The 24,980-nt window shown below is 45.5% G+C and carries 28 protein-coding genes and 2 pseudogenes; 10 read left to right on the forward strand and 20 right to left on the reverse strand.

Annotation, left to right across the window (positions count from 1 at the left end; all coding sequences use genetic code 11):
- Positions 1-138: 138 nt before the first annotated feature.
- Positions 139-669, reverse strand: a complete 531-nt coding sequence (locus FPL14_RS00005; protein WP_182301100.1) for a DinB family protein — start codon at positions 667-669, stop codon at positions 139-141.
- A 209-nt stretch (positions 670-878) separates the two neighbouring features.
- Here FPL14_RS00005 and FPL14_RS00010 point away from each other — a divergent pair, with 209 nt between their 5' ends.
- The gene (locus tag FPL14_RS00010) at positions 879-1,268 is read left to right on the forward strand and encodes a YmaF family protein (protein ID WP_182301101.1); all 390 of its coding nucleotides are present in this window, start codon (positions 879-881) and stop codon (positions 1,266-1,268) included.
- 198 nt (positions 1,269-1,466) lie between these two features.
- On the opposite strand, the gene FPL14_RS00015 is transcribed toward FPL14_RS00010, so the two are convergent.
- Both FPL14_RS00015 and FPL14_RS00020 read right to left on the reverse strand, forming a co-directional pair.
- Positions 1,467-1,574: a sporulation protein YjcZ gene (locus FPL14_RS00015; RefSeq protein ID WP_182301102.1), complete on the reverse strand. Its 108-nt coding sequence runs from the start codon at positions 1,572-1,574 to the stop codon at positions 1,467-1,469.
- 125 nt (positions 1,575-1,699) lie between these two features.
- Positions 1,700-2,833 (reverse strand): serine hydrolase domain-containing protein, encoded by a 1,134-nt coding sequence (locus FPL14_RS00020; protein WP_182301103.1) that lies wholly within the window; start codon positions 2,831-2,833, stop codon positions 1,700-1,702.
- A gap of 298 nt (positions 2,834-3,131) precedes the next feature.
- Between FPL14_RS00020 and FPL14_RS00025 the strand changes: the two genes are divergently transcribed.
- The 4 genes from FPL14_RS00025 (at position 3,132) to FPL14_RS00040 (ending at position 5,649) form a co-directional block, all read left to right on the forward strand.
- The gene (locus FPL14_RS00025) at positions 3,132-3,647 is read left to right on the forward strand and encodes a hypothetical protein (RefSeq protein WP_182301104.1); all 516 of its coding nucleotides are present in this window, start codon (positions 3,132-3,134) and stop codon (positions 3,645-3,647) included.
- Positions 3,648-3,833: 186 nt separating this feature from the next.
- A complete protein-coding gene (locus tag FPL14_RS00030) occupies positions 3,834-4,343 on the forward strand; it encodes a hypothetical protein (RefSeq protein WP_182301105.1) in 510 nt (169 codons plus the stop codon).
- A 283-nt stretch (positions 4,344-4,626) separates the two neighbouring features.
- Entirely contained in the window at positions 4,627-5,262 is a 636-nt protein-coding gene (locus tag FPL14_RS00035; protein ID WP_182301106.1) for an SCO family protein, read from the forward strand.
- A gap of 24 nt (positions 5,263-5,286) precedes the next feature.
- Entirely contained in the window at positions 5,287-5,649 is a 363-nt protein-coding gene (locus tag FPL14_RS00040) for a c-type cytochrome (protein ID WP_182301107.1), read from the forward strand.
- Positions 5,650-5,828: 179 nt separating this feature from the next.
- Here FPL14_RS00040 and FPL14_RS00045 read toward each other — a convergent pair whose 3' ends face one another.
- From FPL14_RS00045 to FPL14_RS00090, 10 genes and pseudogenes are all read right to left on the reverse strand, one after another.
- A complete protein-coding gene (locus FPL14_RS00045) occupies positions 5,829-6,476 on the reverse strand; it encodes a response regulator (protein WP_182301108.1) in 648 nt (215 codons plus the stop codon).
- Positions 6,477-6,499: 23 nt separating this feature from the next.
- A complete protein-coding gene (locus FPL14_RS00050; protein ID WP_182301109.1) occupies positions 6,500-7,042 on the reverse strand; it encodes a TlpA family protein disulfide reductase in 543 nt (180 codons plus the stop codon).
- Positions 7,039-7,752 (reverse strand): ABC transporter ATP-binding protein, encoded by a 714-nt coding sequence (locus tag FPL14_RS00055; protein ID WP_182301110.1) that lies wholly within the window; start codon positions 7,750-7,752, stop codon positions 7,039-7,041. Before FPL14_RS00055 ends, FPL14_RS00050 begins: the two co-directional genes overlap by 4 nt.
- Entirely contained in the window at positions 7,745-8,566 is an 822-nt protein-coding gene (locus tag FPL14_RS00060) for an ABC transporter permease (protein WP_182303769.1), read from the reverse strand. The genes FPL14_RS00055 and FPL14_RS00060 overlap by 8 nt, the downstream gene beginning before the upstream one ends.
- 2 nt (positions 8,567-8,568) lie before the next feature.
- Complete coding sequence (locus FPL14_RS00065; protein WP_182301111.1) at positions 8,569-9,129, reverse strand: nitrous oxide reductase accessory protein NosL; 561 nt, start codon at positions 9,127-9,129, stop codon at positions 8,569-8,571.
- Positions 9,126-10,367 (reverse strand): right-handed parallel beta-helix repeat-containing protein, encoded by a 1,242-nt coding sequence (locus tag FPL14_RS00070; RefSeq protein ID WP_229263723.1) that lies wholly within the window; start codon positions 10,365-10,367, stop codon positions 9,126-9,128. Before FPL14_RS00070 ends, FPL14_RS00065 begins: the two co-directional genes overlap by 4 nt.
- Positions 10,368-10,474: 107 nt before the next feature.
- A complete protein-coding gene (locus FPL14_RS00075; RefSeq protein ID WP_182301113.1) occupies positions 10,475-10,870 on the reverse strand; it encodes a hypothetical protein in 396 nt (131 codons plus the stop codon).
- Positions 10,871-10,981: 111 nt separating this feature from the next.
- Entirely contained in the window at positions 10,982-11,431 is a 450-nt protein-coding gene (locus FPL14_RS00080) for a disulfide oxidoreductase (RefSeq protein ID WP_182301114.1), read from the reverse strand.
- A 220-nt stretch (positions 11,432-11,651) separates the two neighbouring features.
- Positions 11,652-13,981 (reverse strand): annotated as a pseudogene (locus FPL14_RS00085) (FtsX-like permease family protein).
- A gap of 2 nt (positions 13,982-13,983) precedes the next feature.
- Positions 13,984-14,688: an ABC transporter ATP-binding protein gene (locus FPL14_RS00090; protein WP_182301115.1), complete on the reverse strand. Its 705-nt coding sequence runs from the start codon at positions 14,686-14,688 to the stop codon at positions 13,984-13,986.
- 154 nt (positions 14,689-14,842) lie between these two features.
- Between FPL14_RS00090 and FPL14_RS00095 the strand changes: the two genes are divergently transcribed.
- The 3 genes from FPL14_RS00095 (at position 14,843) to FPL14_RS00105 (ending at position 16,777) form a co-directional block, all read left to right on the forward strand.
- The gene (locus FPL14_RS00095) at positions 14,843-15,211 is read left to right on the forward strand and encodes a GntR family transcriptional regulator (protein WP_229263724.1); all 369 of its coding nucleotides are present in this window, start codon (positions 14,843-14,845) and stop codon (positions 15,209-15,211) included.
- Between the two features lie 64 nt (positions 15,212-15,275).
- Positions 15,276-16,088, forward strand: coding sequence for an ATP-binding cassette domain-containing protein (locus FPL14_RS00100; protein ID WP_407644690.1), 813 nt, complete (start codon positions 15,276-15,278; stop codon positions 16,086-16,088).
- Between the two features lie 5 nt (positions 16,089-16,093).
- Entirely contained in the window at positions 16,094-16,777 is a 684-nt protein-coding gene (locus FPL14_RS00105; protein WP_229264034.1) for a hypothetical protein, read from the forward strand.
- A 68-nt stretch (positions 16,778-16,845) separates the two neighbouring features.
- Here FPL14_RS00105 and FPL14_RS00110 read toward each other — a convergent pair whose 3' ends face one another.
- The 5 genes from FPL14_RS00110 to FPL14_RS00130 all read right to left on the reverse strand — a co-directional run bounded on the left by FPL14_RS00110 (position 16,846) and on the right by FPL14_RS00130 (position 21,745).
- Positions 16,846-17,448 (reverse strand): ABC transporter ATP-binding protein, encoded by a 603-nt coding sequence (locus tag FPL14_RS00110; RefSeq protein WP_182301119.1) that lies wholly within the window; start codon positions 17,446-17,448, stop codon positions 16,846-16,848.
- Complete coding sequence (locus FPL14_RS00115) at positions 17,408-18,268, reverse strand: ATP-binding cassette domain-containing protein (protein WP_182301120.1); 861 nt, start codon at positions 18,266-18,268, stop codon at positions 17,408-17,410. Before FPL14_RS00115 ends, FPL14_RS00110 begins: the two co-directional genes overlap by 41 nt.
- An 11-nt stretch (positions 18,269-18,279) precedes the next feature.
- A complete protein-coding gene (locus tag FPL14_RS00120) occupies positions 18,280-18,969 on the reverse strand; it encodes an ABC transporter permease (RefSeq protein WP_229263725.1) in 690 nt (229 codons plus the stop codon).
- Between the two features lie 148 nt (positions 18,970-19,117).
- Positions 19,118-20,086: an ABC transporter permease gene (locus FPL14_RS00125; RefSeq protein WP_182301121.1), complete on the reverse strand. Its 969-nt coding sequence runs from the start codon at positions 20,084-20,086 to the stop codon at positions 19,118-19,120.
- Between the two features lie 6 nt (positions 20,087-20,092).
- The gene (locus FPL14_RS00130; RefSeq protein ID WP_220471197.1) at positions 20,093-21,745 is read right to left on the reverse strand and encodes an ABC transporter substrate-binding protein; all 1,653 of its coding nucleotides are present in this window, start codon (positions 21,743-21,745) and stop codon (positions 20,093-20,095) included.
- A 220-nt stretch (positions 21,746-21,965) separates the two neighbouring features.
- On the opposite strand from FPL14_RS00130, the pseudogene FPL14_RS00135 reads away from it, so the two are divergent.
- Both FPL14_RS00135 and FPL14_RS00140 read left to right on the forward strand, forming a co-directional pair.
- Positions 21,966-22,342: pseudogene (locus FPL14_RS00135) on the forward strand (IS1595 family transposase); the annotation flags it as partial.
- An 85-nt stretch (positions 22,343-22,427) separates the two neighbouring features.
- On the forward strand, positions 22,428-22,694 hold the full coding sequence (locus tag FPL14_RS00140) for a DUF4190 domain-containing protein (protein ID WP_182301122.1): 267 nt from the start codon (positions 22,428-22,430) through the stop codon (positions 22,692-22,694).
- Positions 22,695-22,928: 234 nt separating this feature from the next.
- Here the strand turns inward: FPL14_RS00140 and FPL14_RS00145 are convergent, their stop codons facing one another.
- Positions 22,929-23,957, reverse strand: coding sequence for a serine hydrolase domain-containing protein (locus FPL14_RS00145; RefSeq protein ID WP_182301123.1), 1,029 nt, complete (start codon positions 23,955-23,957; stop codon positions 22,929-22,931).
- 38 nt (positions 23,958-23,995) lie between these two features.
- The gene (locus FPL14_RS00150) at positions 23,996-24,820 is read right to left on the reverse strand and encodes a MerR family transcriptional regulator (RefSeq protein WP_182301124.1); all 825 of its coding nucleotides are present in this window, start codon (positions 24,818-24,820) and stop codon (positions 23,996-23,998) included.
- Positions 24,821-24,980 lie beyond the last annotated feature (160 nt).

Consider the following 24,980-nt stretch of genomic DNA (forward strand, 5'->3'; position numbering starts at 1 on the left):
AATGCTGAGGTAATTCGACATTTGTACATCTATTGTACCAATGCGAACGAGCCATGAGAAGAAGGAACAGGGGCTTGCTCGTGTACGAAACGCAATATATACGAAAAATTAAAAAATAGTCGGTACCGTTCCCCTCGTTTAGTTTGACGGAGAATGTTCTTTATACCACCTTCTAAGCTGATTCATTTGAGCTTGATGATAGCGGCTATGGTCTGCTATATGCCATATGCCCCAACGTATAGTTGCTTTCTTTTCATTTTCGTGACCAAAAGCGACAACTTTATCTAGATCGGCATCCTTTAATTGCGTACACGAATCATTTAACATCATTAATACACCTTCATATGTAGACATAAGTGAGTTCCAAGGCACCCCATTGACCATCGGAAGCCTATTATTTTCGTCTATCATGGGGCCGTGTTGGTCTTTTAACGACTGAGGAAGCGGTTGTCCTTTTATTTTATAAACCCAATTCAGATCAACATACATGATGTGTTTCATTAACTGAGCGGTACTGTTAAAACTGTTATTAGGCCCCTTGTAATCTATCTCATCTTGCGACATGCCATTCGTTATTAATTTCAGTCGTTGACTATTCTCTTTTACTGCGGAATATAACATTCCCACGATAGGCGACATATGATCTTCGCCTTTTAAATCGTATAGCATCCTAATTTATCCTCCCAATACAAACGTAATGCTGCCTAGTTTAAATGAAGTATAAACTTCAACATGCCCATTGTCGACCAACTGCTCGATACGAATCATTTCCAAGAACATTAGCTGATCTTAGGCATTAACCGTGGTCGGACAAATCGGTAATTACATAGGCTGAAGCAGGATCAAAAATAATTCGTGAAGGGGACGGTTCTTGATTTATGGAAATCGCCGTATCTGGTTTTGTCGTCCATTCGGGAGATTCGGACTCTAATCATTCCCATAAACTCTACATCACTTCATGGGATGGCAATCCCGTACACGTACACGCTTTTTCAGGGGATACCTCTTTTGACGATGGACATTCGCACCCCTATGCGGGCTGGACCGAACCAGCGCCCACCGGGGTACCGCACGTTCACAGATACTATACGGATACTGCCGTCGTTAATGGACATTCACATGTGATTAGGGGTGTCACCGGCCCTGCCATACCTATTATGAGCGGAGGCCATTATCATCTATTTGAAGGCGTCACAACCGTCAACGGCTCCCGCCCTCATTCCCACTCCTATCGAGGAAGTACCGGAAATGAAGTAACGCCAATGTAATGTTGTTCCAAAAGCCCGCTCAGAAAGAGCGGACTTTTGGGATCGTTATCAGGTTTCGAAAGATAAGTACAAATATCAACAAGATGAAGATAACCATTACGACTAAAGCAATAACGGATAAACCCAGTTATATCGCCACCTTTGATTCAATTTTCAATTAAAAGACCCGCCACTCTACTAGAATGGCGGGCGAAGCTATCAGTAACCGGCTCTCAGAATAATGACCAACAAAATGAAAAGCACAAGTGCGAATGCGGCAGCGCCCATACCCTTACCGTATCCGCCGCCAGAAACTTCGTAACTCATGTTTCACACCGCCTCATTTTTATTGTGATTATTCATCACCCGTCATAATATGGTTTGAATTATTGAATAGACAGTGTGGTTACCTACCGCATTTAATCATTTTTTTATTCGCCTTAGTAAGCAAATTACAAGCAGGAGTAAAGTATATTTTTTAATCGCGGATGCACGTATGATTCCTGACTATTCAGCAAATGCTGAGCATACATGACGGTCAGTTGCGAATCCGGATCGATGATCGCCAGGCATCCTGCCGCGCCGCTCCAGCCGAATTCGCCGAGTGGACTCAACGAACCGCTGCCGGATTTGGAAATATGGGTTCTAACGCCCAGCCCAAAGCCGTAACCGGCAAGATGATCCCAGGAGTAATCGTCGCGCATACTCTTGGTCAAATGGTCTGTTCGCATCAGGTTCACCGCGCCTGGCGACAGAATTCGCGCGCCGTCCGCGCTGGTTCCTCGATTAGTTAGCGCGTTTAGAAACAAAGCGTAGTCGCTCACGGTAGATAACAACCCTGCCCCGCCGCTTTCGAATTCAGTACCGACCCGGAACCCGTTACCGTCCTTGCGTACGGGCTTGCCTAGCTCGTCAATATATTCATATTGCGGAACCAAACGGCTGCGCTGCTCCTCCGAGAGATCGAAGCCCGTGTCGCGCATGCCTAGCGGACCGGTAATTTCTTCCCGCACGTACTCGCCGAATCGCCTTCCGTCCACAACCTCGACGAGAGCCGCGAGAACGTCATGGCACAGGCTATAGTTCCATCGGGTACCCGGCTCGAACAGCAGAGGCTCCTTCGCGAGCGCCGCCGCAAATTCGCGGGTCGGCACCCTGCCATTCGTGAGTTTCACGACTTCCCGGATGGACGGCGCTCCAAGGTCATAGGAAAAACCGGCGGTCATCGCGAATAGATCACGCACTGTGATAGGTCTCTCCGCCCGTTCCAGTACGATTTCGCCGTCCGGCAAAATTTTCCGGACCGTCATTTCGGCGTATTCCGGCAAATATACCGATAACGGATCGCTTAGAAGGATGGCGCCTTTATCAACGAGTTGAAGTGCCGCCGTACATGTCAGGATCTTTGTCAACGAGTAGAGATTAATGATCCGCCGGTCGTCGATCAAGGTCTTCTCTTCCAGATTGCAGTAACCGTTACGGTAACGGAAAACCGTTTCGTTGCGGTACATGACAAGTACCTCCGCCCACGGGATGCGCCAGGAAGTTATGCGGTCGATAAATTGGGATACCGGTTGGAAGTCCACGATTCCTCATCCTTTATGTTGAGTAGTTTTAAAATGCCGCAATTGAGGCGTGTAAGCCTAGCGTCAGAAGGCCCGAACCACCCTGACTTACGAGTCCCTCCTTCATTATTATGTAGCAACGCCGTTCAAAGCAATAGAGAAATCGCAAATGAATACTATGTAGGATCCAAAATAATTAATGACACTAATTATATGAAAACGCAAGGATGCGGCTTCGCGTTTACAATCATTGAAAACTGCGGTAATCTAGCTTTGGGAATGGATATAAGGAAGATTTGCCCAAGGAGGATTAACGGAAATGGCGATACGGTTTGGCCGCTGCACGGACGACAACGATTATGCCAGAGTCGCTCTTTTCATGGTGGAACGCAGGAGAGACCTTCATCCTTCTTTGTGTACGATCGACATGGTCACTATGCTATATGCGTACATGACGGAAGGCCAATTGCATTACAGCGAGGATGAGAACGGACGGATCGTAGGCGCGGGTGCCTATTACCTCGGTACGCCCGAGGAGGAATTCCGGGATCGAAGCTTTGCGCTTCTCGACGTGACAATCGTGGACAAAGCCCGCAGGGGCACTAGATTATTTCTCAAAGGCCTGCAGTACATGATTAACCACATCGCCGACAGTCATCCGGAGATAGAAACCGTGCGGTTATGCGCGCTCTCGGACAATACCTACTTGTGCAAGTTATATGCGAAATTTGCGCGATTCGAGGGGACAAAAGACGGCAAAGTAGGACAAGAATCGGTGTTTTCCGGACAAATACACCATATTAGGTATATATTAAACCGACTTCTTCCCCTATAATATAGAGGAAAATACTTACTTTCTCGCAAAGGAGGACAAGCCCATGTATCCAGCTAAACCTGACGTCAAGGAAATCAAAAAAGGATCCGGTTTCGGCAGAATCGTACAAGTGAATGATTCGCTTCGCGCTCAGCCTGTCATCGCGACGAAGTAATGTCGTTTCTCTTCCGGACATGCACGTTCGACATGGACCACGAAGCCTATATGAAGTTCGTCCTGGAGAACCACGAAGGCTTGAACCTGCCGTACCCGTTCGCCGTTAAGCTTAGCTTCGCCGGTAGTCCGCTCGTTCTAGGCAAGGCGATGCTGGTCATTAGCGAGGAAGCTTACGAACTGGTCGGAGCGGCAGGTTTCGTCTTCGGCACCGGTACCCATGATCATGAAGACCGCGACGTCTGCCAGGCGGAAGTCGCCTTCCTGCTGCCGGAGTATCGGGGGACCACCTTGTTCATTCGCGGGTTGCTAGCGCTGATCGATTTGGCTGCGGAAGAAAATCCGGACGTCGAATGGTTTCAGTTCTGGGCACCCAACGACCGGCCGGAGCTGACAAAGCTCTTCTCCAAGTTTGCGGCGTTGCCCGGCGCATGCCTGCAAACCGTAAACGAAGTAACGTTGTACCGCATTCCGTTCGCACAACTTGCGGCGTATGCACGGTCGTTAAGCAGCATTCGCGAGGTCGAAGCCAACTGCAAATAAGCAACATAAAAACACTGAAACTAAATCAGTGTTTTTTTTTGTTGTTTCGTACTCGAAGCTCATTTGAGTAATCTAGTTTTCGTTGGTATGTTCGACTCTTCTGCTCCAAGTCCAGCGCCCTCTCTTGTTGTATATAAAAGTCAAGATTCTGTCATAAACCGCACGGTTTATAGCTACAACGAGTTATTTAGTAACTCATCCTTGCCGTCGTATACTTTAAGTGATTCCGAATCTGCCGTTCTCGTCTGAAAAGGCACACTATAGCAAAGGAGGATTTAGATATTTGAGCACTAAATTAAAAAGCTATTTATTTCCGTCAGTCCTTTTCGTGTTCGTTCTTGGTTTGGCCGTATATTTTGTTTATCGTTCCTTAAGCTCGGAATCAGCATTGCCTATCGTAAAAGCTGCGCCCGATTTTGTATTGCAAAACATAGACAATACGCTCATGACGGCAAGCGTCAACAAAGGAAAAGTCGTATTGATGGAATTCATGTTCACGAGCTGCCCTGATATTTGTCCTCTTACGACCTATAAGATGGTACAGCTACAAGAGCAATTAAAGCAAAAAAACATGTTCGGGAATCAAGTCCGGTTTGTTGCCGTAACCTTCGATCCTGAGCGCGATACTCCTGAAGTCTTACGAGATTATGCGCAAAGAATGAATATGGATAGTTCAGGCTGGTACATCCTCCGGGGCGAAGAAGAACAAACGAAGAAAATCGCTGCCGAATATGGCATTATGGTGCAAAATTTAGGAGACGGTCAATTCGTACATACGGTCACTTCATTAAATCTAATTGATTCCGAACAACGCATCCGCAAGGTATATGCAATGGGGGAGGAAATGAATAGCGAAGAGATCATGAAGGACATCGAGTCTCTTCTCGCCGAACAATCGAAATCCGATTCGAATGGATGATATTTACTGTTAAGGAGGGAAAAAATGCAAAAACGTATAATGGCGACGCTGCTTATCATAGCGTGTGTCTTCGGAGTGTATTTATTAAGTTCGGGGCTTCCAGACAAAAAAGAATCCGAAGTTAGCGGTACTAAATTTACGGTACCGGAGAGAGCTGTGAACGCTGCGGCATCAGAGCAGTTATATCAAAACATGTGTATTTCTTGTCATGGGGATCAGTTGCAAGGTTCTGTTGGTCCGGAGCTCGCGCATATTGGCGATTCGATGACCATAGAACAAATTTTCAAGAAAATATCGGGCGGCGGCGGAGGAATGCCGGCCTTTGAAGATCGTTTGACCGAAGACCAACTGATTACGATAACCACCTGGCTGGCCTCCAAAAAGTAATCAAAGGAGGCTGTCTCAAAAGTATGTAATCTCGCTTAAGAGATAGCTCCGTTTAACCAAAAACCATTTGAAAATGTAGAAATGGCGACACCAGGGTCATCCCTATGTCGCCATTTCTCGATTCCGGTCCACTGCAGCTTTCTTAATTAGATAATCAACCAAGACGCGATCCCTGACGACTAGTTTTGAAAAAAGCCCTTCTCGTAAGCGTAACGGGTTAACTGTACGCGATTGTCCAAATGAAGTTTGTGAAGTATATTTTTGAGATGGTTTTTGACCGTGTGCTCGGAAATATCCAATGAAGAGGAAATTTCTTTATTGGATAATCCTTTTGCAACCCATCTCAATATTTCCTGTTCCCTGGCCGTTAATGGACTATCCAGCGTTTTTAACGTTTCCTTCTGCGAAAATTCAAGCAGAATCCGTTGAGCCAACTCCCTTGATAACGGCGCTTGGTCATAGACGACTGCCCGCAAATATTCATGCCATGCCGACGGATTTAGATTTTTCAGCAAATAACCTTGCGCGCCTTTCTTCAGCGCTTCGAATAAGTGCGAGATGTCATCGGAAACCGTTACCATGACGATCTTAACGTACGGAAATCTAGACTTGATGCTTTTGGTCGCTTCAAGCCCGTCCATTTCCTTCATACTGATATCCATAAGGATAAGGTCTGGCATCCACTCCTCCGTTAATCGGATAGCCTCATGCCCGTTATTCCCTTCAGCCACGATCTCGAAATTAGGGTCCGAACTAAGAATGGTTCGAATTCCTTCTCTAGCATGAGCATGGTCATCTATGATAAGTACTCGGATGGATGGATTCACGCGCCCCTCCTCCTTCGTCGAATTTAGGTTTGCAACATAGACAGCAATTGCTCACGGGTTGTTATTTCCCCGATTCCGACTTGACGAAGCGTCCCGTAGGCATCGATCACGAATGTTGCGGGGAGACCGACTATTCGATACAGCGTCGAGACCTTCCCCGCAGCATCGATGATGACGGGGAAAGATATGCCCTTTTGCTGGAGAAATTCGTTAACCGTCCCTCTTGCCTCGCCTACGTTAACGGACACTAACTGAAAGTCTATATCCTCGGAACGGAAGACCTCGTCTATTAGCGGCATTTCCTTAACGCAAGGCACGCACCAGGACGCCCAGAAATTCAGTAGCACGGTCCGATCACGAAGAGCATGAAGACTCACCCTCTCTCCGTTTGTATTCACCCCTTCGAAGTTAGGCGCTTCGAGTCCGATTGAAATATTTCCTTTCACAGGCAAGCTCTCGGAACGGTCCGATGGTATAAACAGTCTGACCACGATGATAAGAGCAACAAGAGCGATCATAGCGGATACGGCTCTTACGAGATTACGATGTAATAATCTTTGTCTCATCTTAGTGCCTCTTGGAAGGCGGCATGTAAAGGATGATCGCCAAAGCGCGCGCGGTAGTGCTCTATGCTGCCTTCTCCACGGTTCTTACCTTCATTGAGAAAGATAACGTGATCCGCGACATCTTCCGCTACCGGAAGTTGATGCGTGGAGAAAATAATGGCATGCCCTTCCCGCTTGATAACTTTAATCAATTGAACGAACTCGTTCATCCAGTACGGATCAAGTCCGTTGGTAGGTTCGTCCATAATCAATAGCGGCGGATCGGCCAATAGGGATTGAGCGAATAACAGACGCTGTCGCATTCCTTTGGAGAACGTATGCACTTTATTGTTTTTTTTGTCCTCGAGACCTACCATGGCCAGCGTTTCCAGAACGCGTTGTTTGGGAACGGCTCGCAAAGCAGCCCAAAAGGACAATGCTTCAAAGGCGGATAAACCGGCGTTGAATTGATAATCGTCCGGCATATAACCGATTTGCTTCGCGAAAGCGGTTCTGTCCTTTTTCCATACTTGGCCGTTTACGCTAATCTCTCCGGTTGTCGGCCGTAGAATTCCTGCAATCATTCGAAGTATCGTACTTTTTCCTGCCCCGTTGCCTCCGCAAAGCGCAAGCACTTCCCCTTTTTCGATCTTCAAATCTATTTGTTCTACTAGCGTTTGCTTCTTGATTGTCTTGCTGATACCGGAAACGATAACGAGAGGTTCATCCACGCGATCTCCCCCTTTCCCATATCCGATAGACTAATCCGGCAGACAAAGCAATCCAAGCAACGCAAATAACCAGGAATAGAAGCGTACCGGAAGATTGTCTCACCCAATTAACCCATTCGTAATATTCCGGTCCGAGAACGGATCCGCCTCCGAGCTTGATTACAACGAATAGCCTTACCAACTCCGCAGGATTACAGATCGTCAAGAAAACCAGGATTGGTTTTATCCACAAATACGGCATGTTTCCTAATAGCGCAATCAGTATCGTTGACCACCCTACGACAAGGAAGAACCATATGGCAACGCTGTTAGTCATTGCTTGCCATCGGTTCCGCGAGAACGAGCCCACGATCATGGCAATAGCCAAGAATAATAAAACCAATCCAATCGAGAACGCCAAGAACAATAAGAACGTTTGGGATTCGAAACCGGTACCCGTAATTTGACTAACTATCCCCATCAGGCCATATCCAAAGGCGACGATCGTAATCAGGACAATGGATAATCCAATATATTTACCCGCAATGAACGACAAAGTCCCGAGAGGATAAGTGGATAGTAATTGCCAACTCCCCTCCTCCTTCTCCGCGGTTAAGGAAAAAGAACCCAGAAACAAAGTCATTAAAGGCAGCAAGTAAAGAATTAAACTTAGCATTGACCCCGTCGTTCCGGAGTAACCTTGTACAATGTTCTTCGCGTTAATCAACAGTAAGCATAGACTGAATATGGAAAACAGGGCCAAGAAGGAATAGGCCCATGGATTCCGAAACCCGATTTTAATTTCTCGCTTGGCGACCTGCAGCATATCGCTCATCATTATTTCTCCGTCTTTTCCATAGAATCGCCGCTCATTCCGCCGTCCATGTGTTTTTCGCTCGCTGAACCCATTTCCCCGTGCATGTCTCCCATGTTCATGCTCTCCTTATTTTGAGCCCATGTATGGGAGGCCAAATCGTCGGCGCTCATCAACTTCCCGACTCCCTGCTCCGTAATGAACGCTTCCGCTGACTTCTTGTCTTTGAAGCTCACGATCCCGTAAGCCATAGGCGTGCGAAGCGATTCGTCGTATACGTAAGTTGCTTTCTTAAACTCGACCCATTCCTTGTCGTTATAGTCGCGAACGTAATCCATCCCGATGTTCTCCGTCCCGTTCGCTTTCTTCCATTCATTCATGCAGCCAATGTCATCGAATTTATAATTTTTCCCATCTTTCGTCGTGAGCTGCGTCGCATATGCATCATCTTTAACTTGCATTTTACAAATGACGCATACATCTACGTCTTCATTAATGGGAACCGCTTCGTACTTCTTTCCTCCGCATGCGGTCAATACAACAATCGTCATCACGAGAATTAAACCCAAAGTCCATTTTTTCATTTACTTACTACCCCTTTGTATATGATGGTTGTTGATGCAATGAGGAGAATCAAACTTACAATCCATACGTAAGATCGAGCTTCCTGCGGGAGGGTCGTTCTCTCAGCCGAGACAGACGGTAAGTTCATTAGAGGAGAAGCATCCGTCGCCCAATTGCCCTTTTCATTCATAAACAGATTGCTTAGGTAAACCATGCTTGGAGATTGAAAGAATAGCTGATAGGCCGGCGTCTTCTGAATTAAGAGTTGATATAAGGGGTTAATCGCATACGGGATTTCGCTTAGTCCGTCTTGATTCAAGTCCAGTCCTTGAATGGCATCCCAATAATTGCTCTCCATAAGATTGCCGCTGCTTTCCAGTGCTTCGGCTTCGATCACGTTAGCAATGAATCGATTGTTATGGAATCGATTATTTTCGGATTCGAGAAATTGGATTCCCATGAAATTTCGCAATACGGAGTTGTTTCTTAATTTGTTGTCCGAGGACAGTTCCATATAAATGCCAACCCGATTGCCCTCTACGACATTGTCCTCGATCAGTGACGTCTGGACATCGAATAATAATATGCCTTGAGAATTGACGTTCTCGCTTTGTTTCCGGAAAGAATTGCTGGAAACGATAGCGTCACGCACCCCCATAACCATCGCTCCCGTAACGTTGTACTCTCCCTGATTGCCAATAACCCGGGTTCCGTCCGTATACATACAATGAATTCCGTATCGCGATCGGTAAATCCAATTGTCTTTGACGTTCGAACGATGGCTATTCTCGAGATAAATTCCGTCTCTCATGTCCGATATTTCATTCGATTCGATTTGGTTCTCATGAGAATCGTAAAGGTCGATGCCATTGTTCTTCTTGCTAAGGTTTGCTGTTTCGTTATGTTTAGCTCCTGACCAGCTTATCCGGTTATTTTTGATTATTCCTTGGTCCGCGTTCCGAAGCATAATTCCGAACCCTCTCGTCTCGATCGATAAATCCTCTAGCATGACGTGGTCCGACTTCACCGTAATCGCCGACGATTCACCCGCTAACTGTTGAACGATCGATATGCCCTGAACAGCGACTTGGTTCGATCGAATTTCTAGTATCGATTGCTTGCCTTCAGCGGTAACGACTGCATCGCGACTCCCTTTAATCGTCAGTTTCTTATTTATTATGGCCGGGCCTAGGTAATTTCCATCTTCAAGTAGAATCGTATCGCCAGGCATCGCGTTATCTATCAACTTCTGCAACACTGTTGAAGGCAACTCTGTAGTATTCGCATAAGCTGAGCCTAGCAACGAAGCTAACGAAATGAAAAATATTACATTTATTAGGCAGAATATCATTATGAGTTTGTTTTTCATTCACTCACTACCAATGGTTTCTTTTTTGTTATATGAATATCTTGATTGTATAAATGGATGTACACATCGTACTTCGCTGCTTTCTTAAATATATACGGAGCCTTAAACTGTCCCTCCCCCTTCGTTTCGACCTCTTGAATCAGATCGGGTAAGCTCTTGTTATCCGAATTACGGATTTCAAACTGCACTTCGGTGTTTTCCTCATCCACTAAGCCCGTGACGGTGATCTGAATCATCGTTTCTTCACCCGAACGAACCTGTGCCGGATCCGTATCAAGCTCAACTTTTACATCCTTGGGATCTTGGCCTCTTTTGTTCGAGGGTGATGCGCAAGCCGTTAATAAAACCAAAATCACGCTTAAAACCAGCAGCAACTTACCTAATTTCCCCATATCCTCACTCCAATCCAACAACTAGTTTCACTTCTATTCTAGATCGGCTCCCATTTTATTACATAACTCGATAGGGCTATAACCGATGACGTTCTTGTGACAGTTTGTTCATTACTTGGCGGAGTTATTGGAAATTTTCTCTTTATTTTCATGATGCTTAACCCGTACAAGGGCTACGAAAATGAGAATAAAAGCAGCTAGCGCTAGCATGGGAACGGTTAGAAATCCGAAAGCATTCAGGACGTCTTCTTGACAGGATACTGGTCCGCATGAAGCAACTGTACTATCGTGCGGCATCTCCTGGATAAAAATATGATAAGACGAGATGAGACCGCCGATACCGACTAATGGTATGGCGAAGGGAACAATAAAAGTATGATTGCGAGCGGAAGCAATGCCTAACAGTATGGTTAAGGGATACATAAATATCCGCTGGTACCAGCACAAGCTGCAAGGCGTAAAATGCAAATATTCGCTTAGATATAAACTTCCTAAAGTCGCGACTACGGAGATTGCCCACGCGTTAAACATCCACGAACTTTTCTTGGTTTCGCTTTTCATTCCATTCCACCCCCAGTTTATTTTTCAATTACATGCTAACTATACCGTGCTTCAATGGAGGTTAATATGACTCATCCGGGCTATTCTTCTCCCAGTCGTTGCCTTGTAATGGCCAGTAAACGGAGACGCTATCATTTCGCACAACATGCAAAAAAGCCGCGATTTACGCGACTTGTTTGGGACTATGTTATTGACTACCTACACCCGAAACCGACTCGGCTTATTCCACGCCTTTCAATGATTCGATCATATTGATTTTGGTTACTTTTCTACTCAGTAGCAAGTTTGAAAGATGGTAAGTAAGTATGAGAGAATAACGGATATCGATATGACAATAATATTTAGCTTATCAGGGATTTGTTGATGGGTACTAGACAGTGCGCTAACGATAAACGTGAAAACATAGCCGCTTATAGGCAAAGCTACAATTACAGCGAACGTGGTCAGTACGATGTTTTCCAAAAAGATAAGCCGGTTTATTTTATTTTTTTGATAGCCTAATACCTTAAGCGTTGCAAGCTCGCGATTCCTTTCATAAATGTTAATGGAAGATATCGTATAGATGGCGCCAAAAGAGAGTATAACTGCGCTGATGATAAACATGATGAATACAAAATTGTTTTGTTTCAAAATATATTGAGCCGATTTCTTAAGATCGTTCTTATCCGCGATTATATCTACATGTTGGTCTTGCTCCAAGAAGTTACGAACGCTTGTAAGATCCGTAGAGCTATTGGCTTCAACTAAAAGCGAGGTTGGACTATAGTCTATGCCAAAGCTCTTTAAATAGACAGGCGTGGCATAAAACGACGGATTCGAATACTGCGTAGATATTTTTAAGACCTTCATCTCTACGGCTTTATTAAGCAACTCTGGCGCGGTGAACTTTAATTTGATGATATCCCCTTCACGAATACGATATTTGTCGGCGTAAGATTTGGGTACCAGCACGCCATCGTTTTCTAACGATATCCTTTTGTCATTCTCGTCAAAAAAATGAATGAGATTGTTTTCTTGTTCGGTAATTACTAATGTGGCATTTTCATTTTCAGCTTCTTTAATGAATTCAACAGGAAAGGCGGATAAATAGTAGCTGTTTTTAATACCTGCCGGCAGCTCGATCGAATTGGGAGGCGTTCCCAGCTTGTAATCTATTCTTAGGTCATAGGAATAAACTTCTTCTACTTGACTAGCGACTTTGAGCAAGGCCGTTTGAGTGCCAAACGCCGTGATCAATAAAACAGTGCTAACTACGACGCCAATCGAGCTCGCCATAGCTTTTTGTTTATTTAGAAATATATTTCTCAAAATGAGTTTGTAACTGTAGGAAATACGGCTCCATAGCCCCGGAATTCTTTCGATTAACAGCCGTTTCATCTTCTTCGGCGGTTTAGGACGCATAGCTTGAGCCGCGCGTTCTTTTAATATTGATTTACCGCTTAAGTAACAAGCCAGGAGTCCGAAAAGACTGGAAAAGAGGATCGGAGGAATCATCGAATACAAAGAAAGCGAGAAATTAATCCCCGGTAGAGAGTATGCCCTTGCATTCGACTCGGTTATTAATGGAATAAATACAAGATTCGCAAGAACGCAACCTAAGATCGATCCGAAGATGCCTACCAGTACGGGATATCCCATGTAATGAAGCATGATGTTTCTGTTTTTTACGCCCAAAGCCTTCATAATCCCTACTTGATTTCTTTGAGAATCAATCATTCTCGACATCGCTAGAAATAGGATAATCGCTTCGATCAAAAAGAGAACTAAAGGGATAACTGCGCTCATCAATTTATTATTCGTTATCGTTTGAGTGATTTGAGAATAATTGAAAGTCCGTTCTTTGCTTTCTTGGTTTAGATAAGCAAGTTGCTTTTGTTTGGATCGTGCTTCGACGGATTTGGCTAATCGGTCAATATCGTAGCCTTCTTTAGCATCGATCATGATTTCATTATAGTTATGACCGTCTGAAATTTCGGGAATTGCCTCTTCGGACACATAAGCGATTCCGTAGGCCTTATGGTCTTGTATTTCGTTCTTTTTTGCATGTTCGACGTTCTCGCCCAACCCGCTAATGATAAACTTATAGTCTCTTTCATTCGCGCTGATCGTGATTTGATCGCCGACGCGATATCGATGTTCTAGGGCATAATGGGAATCTAATAAGATCTCGTCCTTTGTCGACGGTATTCTCCCTTCGATCATTGTAGGCGTATTGATTTCATTGTTTACGGGGATCGAATGGATTTTTAGCGAAGCTTTATAGTCGTCAAAGGCTTGCGTGGCATCGAAGGAATAACGCCCTTCTATTTTCCTTATCTCCCCAATTTCGCTTAGTCCGGCTACGTCGCCTTTGGAAATTTGACTGTAATATACATTCAAATCGCTTAAATTATGTTCTTTAAAGTAAACGTTGGTATAAGCGCTTAGATTGTCGCTATATGTCACGAGTCCCGCATAGAAAAAGGCTCCAACGGCGACAACGATAACGAAGGCTATAAATTGCCCGATCGATTGTTTAATGTCCCTAAATAATTTCAGCAATAATTTCATGATCACCACTCAATCCCTTCAACGCTTTGTTTCTCCTCGTTTATCGTAACGCTTTCTATCTTTCCGCTTTTCACCTTAATGACTTTGTCGGCCATTGGAGCAATGGCAGAATTATGCGTGATCAACACGACGCACTTTTTCGTTTCCTTGTTCAAATCTTGAAGAAGTTTTAAGACGGACTTGCCCGTAACGTAATCCAAAGCTCCGGTTGGCTCGTCGCAGAGTAAAAGCAGAGGATTTTTCGCAACGGCTCTAGCAATTGCGACTCTTTGTTGTTCGCCTCCGGAGAGCTGCGATGGGAAGTTTTTAATCCGATTGTTTAACCCGACTTTATCCAACGTATCTTTAGCATCCAGATGGTTTTTACATACTTCAGTGGCGAATTCAACATTTTCTAAAGCGTTCAAATTCGGAATTAAATTATAAAATTGAAATACGAAGCCGACTTTCTCGCCGCGATATTGCGTTAATTTCTTCTCGTTGTATTTTGTTAATTCTTGATCGCCAACGAACACTTGACCTGAGCTAACCGTATCCATACCGCCAAGAATATTCAAAATCGTACTCTTTCCGGCACCGCTTGCACCTAAAATAACGACGAACTCTCCTTCCGAAACGGTGAAATCAACACCGTCTAGGGCCTTGATTTGCACTTCTCCGATTTTGTATTCTTTCGTTACATTTTTGAATTCGATTAGCTTATTCATTCCTTACATCTCCTCGTATCGAATTAATTGCCGTATTAGCATGTTAGTATGTTACTCTTGTAGCACACTATAATTCGTGTTCGAATTATTGTCAAGAACCGATCAATAAAGTATGCTGGATAGGTAACATACTAATATGCTGAATGGTGAGGCAATGAACGTCACTTTCGACGATAAGCAACCGATTTTCCAACAGGTAGCCGACTTAATCGAGGACGATATTCTGAACGGCACTTTCCGCGTGGACGAGCAAATTCTTTCCGTGGCTCAATTTTCTCAGATGTTCCAGATCAATCCGGCGACCGTAGTGAAGGGAATCGGCCTGCTCGTAAATGAAGGCATCCTGTACAAAAAAAGAGGGCTTGGCATGTATGTCGCGACCGATGCCAAACAGAAGATTCAGATTAAGCGAAAAGATCGTTTCTACAAGGAACTGTTGTCCAATCTGCTGAATGAAGCCGACAAACTCGGGCTGGCAAACGAAGATATCATTGACAAGATCAGACAGCTGAGAAAGGAATGAACGAACCGTGAGCTTGGCATTGACTTGCGGCAATTTAACCAAAAAATTCGGTCGAACTAACGCAATTCGGAATCTGGATCTGCAGTTGGAGGAAAACGTCATTTATGGCTTGCTCGGGCGAAACGGCGCCGGCAAAACGACGTTGCTTAACATGATCGCAGGCGGAATCTTCCCGAACTACGGCACGATTGAGATAAGGGGACATAAGCTGGGCAGAGGAGAACTTCCGAAGGACTTCTGTTTCGTACGTGAGAATATCAAACACTTCGGAGGAGCGCGGGTACTCGAGGTTTTGCAGTTTGCCGCGAATTTTCATCCGAATTGGGACTGGACGTTTGCCCATGAGCTGCTAGCGACGTTTCGGCTCGATCCGAACAAAAAAATCAAACAGCTTTCCAGAGGAACGGAATCGCTCGTAGGAAACGTCATCGGTCTGGCCAGTCGGGCGCCGCTGACGTTTTACGACGAGCCGGTGCTCGGACTAGACGTCTTGATGCGCGAAAGGTTTTACAAGGCGCTTCTCGAGGATTACGCCAATCACCCTCGTACGATTTTATTGTCTACGCATTTGATTGATGAAATCGTCCCGGTCGCGGAAAGAGTTTATATCATAGAAGCCGGCTCCCTCCTGCTTCATGACGAGATGGAACAGATACGTATGGCGGCTCATCTGATCCGGGGGAATTCGGAGTCGGTGGCTTCGTTTACAGCCGGAAAGCGAGTATTATATACGGAAACCTATGGGCACGGCACCCTTGCCGCTATTTACGAAAAGTTGGACGCCCGGGACAAGCAACAAGCGCGCGAAATGAACATTTCGATTGAAAACATGACGCTTCAAAAGTTTTTCTCGTATTTGATCGAAGGAGGTCACTAGGATTGATGGCGTTGGCCGTTCATTTAAAGGCAACCTATTTGCAAATGAGGATTTACATCTGGTGCTTAATTATTCTAATTCTGCTTGGAAGGCTGACGGATTTTATAGTTAGTCTCTTTATCGACAGCAGCGGCCCAAGCACTATCCTTTCGGACGGAAACATGCTGATTCTCGTTTTGCCCATTATCGCTATCTTGCTGCCGCTCAGTTATTACAAACGAATCGTATATTTGGGCGCAAGCCGAGAGCAATATTTTAAGGGACTTCTATTCGTCTTTGCCGTCTACGCGGCAGCCATCGCTTTGTTCAATTCTTTATGGTTCGCGCTTGAAGTGAGCGTGATCCGGAAGTACACGAACACTATCGATCTTATCGAAGCGTTTCATTGGGATGACTTTGGCTTTGCGGGTTCTTTCCTTTACCAAACCGCGTTTTACTTGATGGCGATGGCGCTCTTGAGCATGCTGATCTCCGGTTACTATCACCCTATCGGTTGGCTGCTGTGGGCGTTGCTCATTGCGGCGATTCCGATCGGAACGGCGATTCCTTCGTTGCGCGTTCACGTCGTCACTTTTTTCAATGCCCTGTTAGCCAACGAATCGTTGGCGGCGGGCGTCGGATTCAACCTTATGCTTTTTATAGTTTTCGTTGCCTGCGGTTGGCTTTTTACCAGGGGAAGAACGCACTAATATACTCGTTATCAGGAAAGAAAACGGAAACCGGATTAATCCAATCCGGTTTCCGTTTTAGTATTGCTTTACTGTACGCCTACCTTGTATACATTGTCGCATAACCGATTCAATAGACTGGTTTCATGGCTGACCACGATAACGCCGATTTCTCTGCGCTTGCAGATTCCGATAAACGAATTCCAAATTTTCGCCTGCGTAATCGCATCCAACATGGTGGTCATCTCGTCGGCAATGATATATTTCGTGGAAGGATTCAATGCGCGTACGATGCAGAAGCGCTGCTTCTCGCCGCCCGAAAGCTCGATGGGCCAGCGGTTCATCCATTCCTCTCGGATTTCGAAAGCGTCCAAAATATCCTGCGAGGGCGCGTAAGATTCCATCAATACATCGCGCATGCGCCACATCGGGTTAATCGCTTTTTCCGGGTGCTGGTAAACGAGTTGTACCGGACGAAAAGTCCGCGGCTCCATAGTCTTATTGCCTAATGTGACTTTACCTTCACGGGGAGAAATATAGCCGGCCAAAATTCTGGAAAGCGTCGTTTTTCCGCATCCGCTGTAGCCGGATAGACCGAACACCTCGCCTGGAGCGACAGAAATGTTAATGTCCTTAATAATCCAGCGATCTTTATGATAATAGTGACCCAGATTCTCTCCGTTCAGATGCATTGTATCTCTCCCCCTTCCCCTTAAACTCCAAATCAAAATCATTTTGCGGCAATGCCCTCCACAACCTTCGGGCATACTCGGTTTGAAGTCGTTCGCCCTTGCCTTGAAAATCCGCCGCTTCCGAGATTTCCACCGTCGTTCCGTCTTTGATGACAGCCACCCTGTCTGCGATTTCCAATGCCGACATCATATCGTGGGTAATGAGCATGACCCCAGCGCCGTCATTCGCGAATTTCTTCAATTGCCTTAAAATTTCGGAAAGCGCCTCCGGATGAATTCCGGGCGTCGGCTCATCCGCTATGACAAGTTTGACGCCATCTCGTACGCTTGTCGCGAACAATACCCTGCGGAGCATCCCGCCTGACAACTCAAACGGGAACAAACGTCCATCGCTCTTCTTCAGGTCATATTGGGCAAAAAGTTTCTCTTGCTCTGCCTGAGCTGATTTCCTGTTAAGCCCTATCTGCACCTGCCGTCCCACTCGCATTAGAGGGTCCAGATAATTTACGGACTGGGGAATGAAGGAAATCTCTCGACCTCTGAGCTGTTCTTTTCTCTTAGCCGTCAGTTCTTCTCCTTGGTACGCGATACGCCCGCTGCAGACGGCATTCCCTGGCAGTATCCCGAGCACGGCATGCGCCAACAAGCTTTTGCCCGAACCGCTGGCTCCTACCACTGCCACGATTTCTCCTTCATTAATTTCCACATGCATTTCGGTTATGGGACGGATCATGCGTTTTTGCGTGCCCTTAACGTATTGAGAAAATTCGATCGACAGGTTTTCCACCTGCAATAAAGTTTTTTTCTGCGCGGTACTCATCAGGCACCCCTCTAATCATTGGAGCTGGAAGGCTCCATCAAAATACGAACCTTCTCGCTAATACTATCGAAGCTTTTTACGACAACCACTAAAAGCAACCCCGGAAATACGACCAGCCACCATTTTCCGGTAGAAATATGGTTCATGGCTTCGGAAAGGATAATTCCGATGGCCGGAGTTTGCGGAGATAGCCCGAACCCCAAGAAGGTCAGTGCCGCTTCATGCAAAATCACATGAGGAAACATCAACAGAAAGCCGATCATGATTTGCGGGAAAATAAACGGCAGGATATGCTTTCTAGCGATATACCACGCGGATTTCCCATAGCTTCTGGAAATTTGGATGTATTCGGCGCTTTTGATTTGCAGCACCTCGGAGCGAACCACCCTAGCGAGCGCGGTCCAGTGGGTAAGACATACGCCCAAAACGATACCCTTAATGCCTCCGCCTACAATGAAGCAGATCAAAACCATAAACACGAGATGAGGCATGCCGATAAACAAATCGATAATCCAGGAGATAGCGGCATCCACCGCTTTGCCGAAGATCGCCGCGCAAATTCCCATTACGATTGCGATTAGAACGCTTAGCAAAGAGGCAAATGCGCCGACAGCCAGAGAGAGGCGTAAGCCTTTGATGGTCCGCGTGAACATATCCCTTCCAAGCCAGTCCGTTCCGAATAGATGTTCAACACTTGGCATAAGGTTCTTGCTCCCGGTCCCGAGGCGAAGATTGTCATTGCTTAGCCAATAGCTGAGAATGACGATTACGAGCAAAAAACATGTTGAAAACGTAAGCAGCCAAAGCATTTTTTTGCGTTCATTGAAACCATCTTGTAGGGTCTGCACCTTAGTCCTCCCTCTTCATACGAGGATCTACAACCTTGTTCAGAATATCGGCGATCAAATTTCCCGCAAAAACAAACAAGGAGCTAATCAAAATAATGCCCACCAACAAGGGAAGATCCCCCTTTAATCCCGCCGTGGTCAAGGTGCTGCCAAGCCCCGGATAGGCAAATACTTGTTCCGCGAGCATGGAGCCGCCGAATAGCTCGCCGAAGTATGCGAACTGCAACGTAATCGCAGGAATGATGGAGTTGCGCAAGCCGTGATTTTTGAAAATTTGCCACTTGCTTTCACCCCTTGCGTTGGCGAAGACGATGTACTCCGCGTTTAGAATATCGATCATTTTCTCGCGGGAGTGCATCGCCACATTGGCCACCCCCAAAATGCTTAACGTCAGGGCCGGCAATACAAAGTGATGGACCCGGTCTATAAACCGCACTTCGCTTTCCAGCACCCCGGCAGGTACCGATAAGCCTACCGGGAACCATTTAAGCGACACGGCAAAAACAATTAAAAGTATGAGCCCCATCCAGAATATCGGGGTGGATACGAGCGTGTAGCTGTACCATTTAATGATTTTGTCAATCGGCTTACCTCGGTTCATAGCAGCCGTCACGCCAAGCAAGTATCCGATAACTCCCGATAGAATCCATGCTGTCCCCATTAGGGCAAGCGATGTTAGAAAACGGCTCTGGATAATGTCCATGACTGGACCGCGATAGAGCTTAGAAGTTCCGAAGTCGCCCTGCAGCAGCGCTCCGGCCCAAGAAAAGTATTGTTCCACGGGGCTTTTGTCCAGGCCCCAGTAAATCTTCAATTTCTCGATTTGCTCCGGCGACGCCGAGCCGTCGCCTCCGATATAAGCATTGATCGGATCTATCGGTGACAGATAGATCAGAGAAAAGGTCAGGATGGATAATCCGATCAGCAAGGTCATAACTCGAATCAGGCGAATAACGATACTTTTGGCCATGATAGACTAACTCCATGTCCATTCTGTTACATTGCCGAACAATGCCCATTCATGGCCATGCGAGTGAACCGGTTGCTTCCCGAGATTCAACTTTTCATTTGCCAGGTACAAGTGGTCCACGCGCACAAGCCATACGATCGGCGCATCGCCGATTCCGCTGAAGCCGGTTTGTCCATCCCACTGCGCAAGCTTCCAGTACTTGTTGGCTTCCTCCTGAGACGTAGCCGTGAGCGCTTTATTCAAATACTCATCCACTTTTGGATTGCGGTAGTTAGGCATATTATCGATGCCTTTGTTCATCCTCAGAGAGGAGTTCATAGAGTACAACTGATGAGCGTGATGCCTGCCGCCGCCCCATGCCACCGCCGCGGTTTTGCCTTTGACATAAATTTCGTCCCATGTAGATCCGATCAGGTTGATCTGGATACCGAGTTCGCTCGCCTGATCTGCGACAGCTAAGGAAAGATCGCTGCGTAGCTGATCGCTGGAGCTGAAGTACATTTCAAACTCGGCTTTGCGTCCGTTTTTTTCCAAGATACCGTCCGAGTTGCTATCCGCCCAGCCGCCATTAGCAAGAATTTCTTTAGCAGCCTGAATATCTCCGTCCTTGACAACCGTTTGCTCGTTAAACCACGGCATATTGTCGCAGAGGCAATACGCTTTTTTACCATGTCCGTCTAACGCCACATCCAGAAGTTTCTGGCGGTCTAAACCGACATTGAGAGCCTGTCGGATAGCGAGATCGGAAGTCACGTCGTTGCCGATATCTACTTCTTTATCATTCGTCTTCCCTTTTCCGCCGCTTGGCACGGTTGGCAACATAATTCCACGGGAATCGATGCTCTCATATGTACGCAGCGACATTCCTTCCACCTTTTGCTCCGCGAATGTCGGCGGAACATAGACGATATCGGCTTCACCGGCCTTTGCGGCTGCAAGGGAAGCATCTTCCGCGAGGAGTAGGAACGTAAGTTTTTTGAACTGGGGTTTCTTGCCGTACCAATAGGGATTGTATTCCATGATCACTTGCTGCCCATCGTCGTACTGAATCACTTTGTACGGGCCGGAGCCTATGGGATTATCGGAATAATGATCGTCATAATGAGCTTTGGGAACGATTCCGATCTCCGTGAGTTGGCTTACGAAGGTGGAGCGCGGCTCGTTAAGCTTGATGACGACCGTGTTGTTCTCAGAAGCTTCTATCGATTTTACAAAAGACAAATCGAATTTAATGCCATCCTCCTTGAGCATTTCATAAGTAAATTTGACATCCTCCGCGGTAACTTGTTCGCCATTGGAGAATTTGGCATCGTCGCGCAATGGGAAAGTCCATGTTAAGCCATCCTCGCTTGTTGTATATGATTTTGCCAGATCCCCGACAAAATTAAGATCGGAGTCGATAGTCAATAGCGAACTATGGGTCAGACGAATTTGCGTCATTCCCCAACCCTTCTTCGGATCAAACTGTCCGCCGTCCATTTTACCCACGGCAAGTACCAAATCTTCTTTTACCGTTATCGGGTTCTTTGAGCTGGACGCAATTTCGGATTCGGGAGAACCGGTATCGCAACCCGCTAAGAACAAAAACACTGTCAATGCCATTACTAAAGACGATAAAGTGAGCTTTTTCGAGATGATTTTATTTCCGTTTCCTCTCATGATATACCTCCGCAGTATGATAGTCGTTCAGCCAATCGTTCCCCGTTTCGTTCATCTCGGTCGATAGACAGACTGTCAAGCTTCTAATCGTAATAAATACGATTAAACAAGTTTAATTGTAATAATAACGATTAAAAAATGTCAATCCTTTCTTTTTCAGTCCCTTGGTTAAAATTAAGGCTTTGTTAAACTTTGTTGTTGATATTTGATAATTACGAACAAATTGGATGAGGCGATTGGTGGTCATTTATCCGACTCAAACGTGCTATGCACTGATTCGTGGAGGGCATTCAGTTCCTATGCGAATTCAAAAGGCTTGGATCATTACCGTTTCAAGTCCGCTGGAAAGCAACGTGTAAAAGGCGTGTACCATATCCAAAACGTAAACAGCTACCATAGCCGCTTGAAGAAATGGATGGATCGCTTTAATGGCGTTGCAACCAAATATTTGCAACATTATTTGGCTTGGTTTCGTTACTTAGACAGCAAGGAATATGAGAATACCGCATCGAATAAGAAAATATGTTGGTTAAATCGTGCCTGTTTACTGTGACCGATACAAATACCAAACTTCGGCTTTCTGCTTATTTTTGCTAAGCTAACTGGCAGTTTAATTAAAGAATGAATCGGATTTTTATGGAAGAATAATATATAAAGTGAATGTTTAGGGAGGGGGTTGCCGATGAGAAACGAGGGAATATTAGAGAGAAAAGTTTTAAATAAAAAATCTGTAATTTCTTTGGTTTTAGGGGTTCTATCAATTGCTTTATATTTTTTGGTTGGATTTATTTTAGGTGTTATTGGTTTAATAATTGGTATTGTAGCTCTAAAAGAAATAAGGCTTAACGAACAAAGTGGAAGAAAAACTGCAATCACTGGTATCGTTTGTAGTTGTTTAGGAATTATTATTCCAATTCTTTTGATGACAATTCTATATGTAAATGCATAAGTGATTGTAAATTGGGATTGAATATTCAATTGGTACAACTAAGTGTTCTTAAACGAACGGGTGCTTTAGGTTTATAGTAAGGATTGAACTAACGGATACGATAGCTCAATAAACCGCCATTCAACCAAGGCGGTTTTCTTATGGTCAAATATCAACATTAGAATTTAACATAGCCAAAATTAAAAGGACACCCGTAATGGGCGCCCTTTTACTCAATCAACCGGCGAAGAAATATTATTTCCGGTCGATTACAGCCGGTATTATCCATTCCTTTATCAAGTTCCACCTGTCACGAGGGTTAAACATGAATTCCGATGCAATGGCTACGACCAGGTCTTCATCCGGTAGGCAACAAATGACATTACCCCCATCGCCCAGCGCCAAGTTCGCCTTAACCCCGTCTTCTTCTCGTAACCACCATAAATAACCGTAATGATTAGGGTTTATCGCAGTCGACTCGTCGATCCATGTCTTGGATAACACCTGGCGATCGTCCCACTTGCCTCCATTCGCATAAAGAAGGCCAAAACGCGCCATATCATGAGGCGTTAGCGTAAGTCCCCAACCTCCCGTGGAGTTACCGTTCGGGTCTTGCACCCATCCTCTTACTCTTTTCCCGAACAAATCGTCAAACTCAAATGATGTCATCTCGTAATCCGGGATTTGTTTCATGCCGACGGGTTTAAATAAGCGTTCGTTGGCAAACTCGCGGGCGCTCATTCCCGTGCTGCGAGTGATGATCGCCGACAGCAGGTGCGCTCCCGCCGTGGAATACTTAAAAGCTCCGATATCCCCTTTATGGCCTAGCATATCCAGCGTATACTTCACCCAGTCCGGTTGCATGCACAACTTGTCCAGCGGTTCGTGCCAATCCTCGAACGGATAGGGAGCCGTCATCGTGAGAAGATGTCGGATGGTAATTTCTCGTTTCTGCTTATCCTCTGCATTCGGAACGAATTCGGGAAAAAAATCCAGCACCTTCTGGTTTACGCTATTTATATAATTTGCTTCTATGGCAATTCCGACGAGAGCAGAGATTATACTTTTCGTTACGGATGCCACATGTTGCGTAACTTTCGGGCCATAACCGTTAAAGTATCTTTCATAAGCCAAAAATCCGTTTCTCACAATGACAATGCTGTTAATATTGCCGTACTCGGATTTAATCACAGGTTCAAGCATTGCAAGCTTTTCGGTATCCATTCCCAAGGTAGTCGGATCTGCGGCTTGCCACTCTAAATGCGGCCAGTTATTTCTCTTCATTATCGTTCCCTCTCTAAATGACGTTTTTAGTCTCGCTACTATTTTTTCTTAACGGGAAAATAAACTTCGGTAACAATATCCTCAGGTACGTCAGCTTGAATAGGGTCGGTTATATACACTTCATATGGCGGTTTCACCAATTCAAATCCTTCATTCTCCACCCATTCCCTCAGCTTGGCATATACCGATGTCAATTCTGAATAGGAGCCCTTCAATATTGATTTCGCGCAAAGGTCTCCGGGCAAATCTCTCGTTCCTTTTACAGCTTCTTTTATCGGGATGGCAAACTCCGTTTCATTGCCGGCGGGATTGTATTCAGGACTGTGATAAATAGTCATTGGCGAACCTAGCAGAGTCAGCTTTTCTGAAGCAATCCTTTCATATAACCTGCCGAAATACTTTCCGTATCCTGCAACATAGTCGTCACTGCTGACCATCTGACGCGTAATCAGAATGTTCATGGGCTTGGTTTCAACAAGCTGTACTTCTATCTCGTCAATGTATGACATTAGGGGTACGCCCTTCTCCAAACTAAAAATATCATTACTCATTTGTTGTAGCGTATAGTCTAGAGCATTTAACTGTTCCTGAATTTCTCTTCTCTTGCGATTAAGCGCCGAACATAGCTTTTCTTCCGACTGATCGGCTTCCCATCCCAGAATGGCTTTGATTTCTTCCAGGGAAAAGCGATAGGATTTCAACCGGTTGATAAGGAGCATCTTCTTAAGCTGTCGGATGGAATAATAGCGATAACCGTTTTCGGGATTAATCTCATCCGGATTAATTAATCCCGTTTCATCGTAATATCGCAGCGTTTTGGTAGACACTCCGCATATTTTCGAGAATTCTCCGATCGATAACACTAAGTCGCCTCCGTACATCCGATTTTTTTATACGGTCTACATGTATTAAGTATCGATACTATCTACAATTCTACATATACACCTTCCCCTAAGGGAAAAGTCAACTGCAAAACAAAACAAGCCGCGATTACGCGACTTGTTTTGTACTATGTTCGCGGAG

Origin of the sequence: Cohnella cholangitidis (genome assembly GCF_014107495.1) — a bacterium.
In the GTDB taxonomy this organism is placed as follows: domain Bacteria; phylum Bacillota; class Bacilli; order Paenibacillales; family Paenibacillaceae; genus Cohnella; species Cohnella cholangitidis.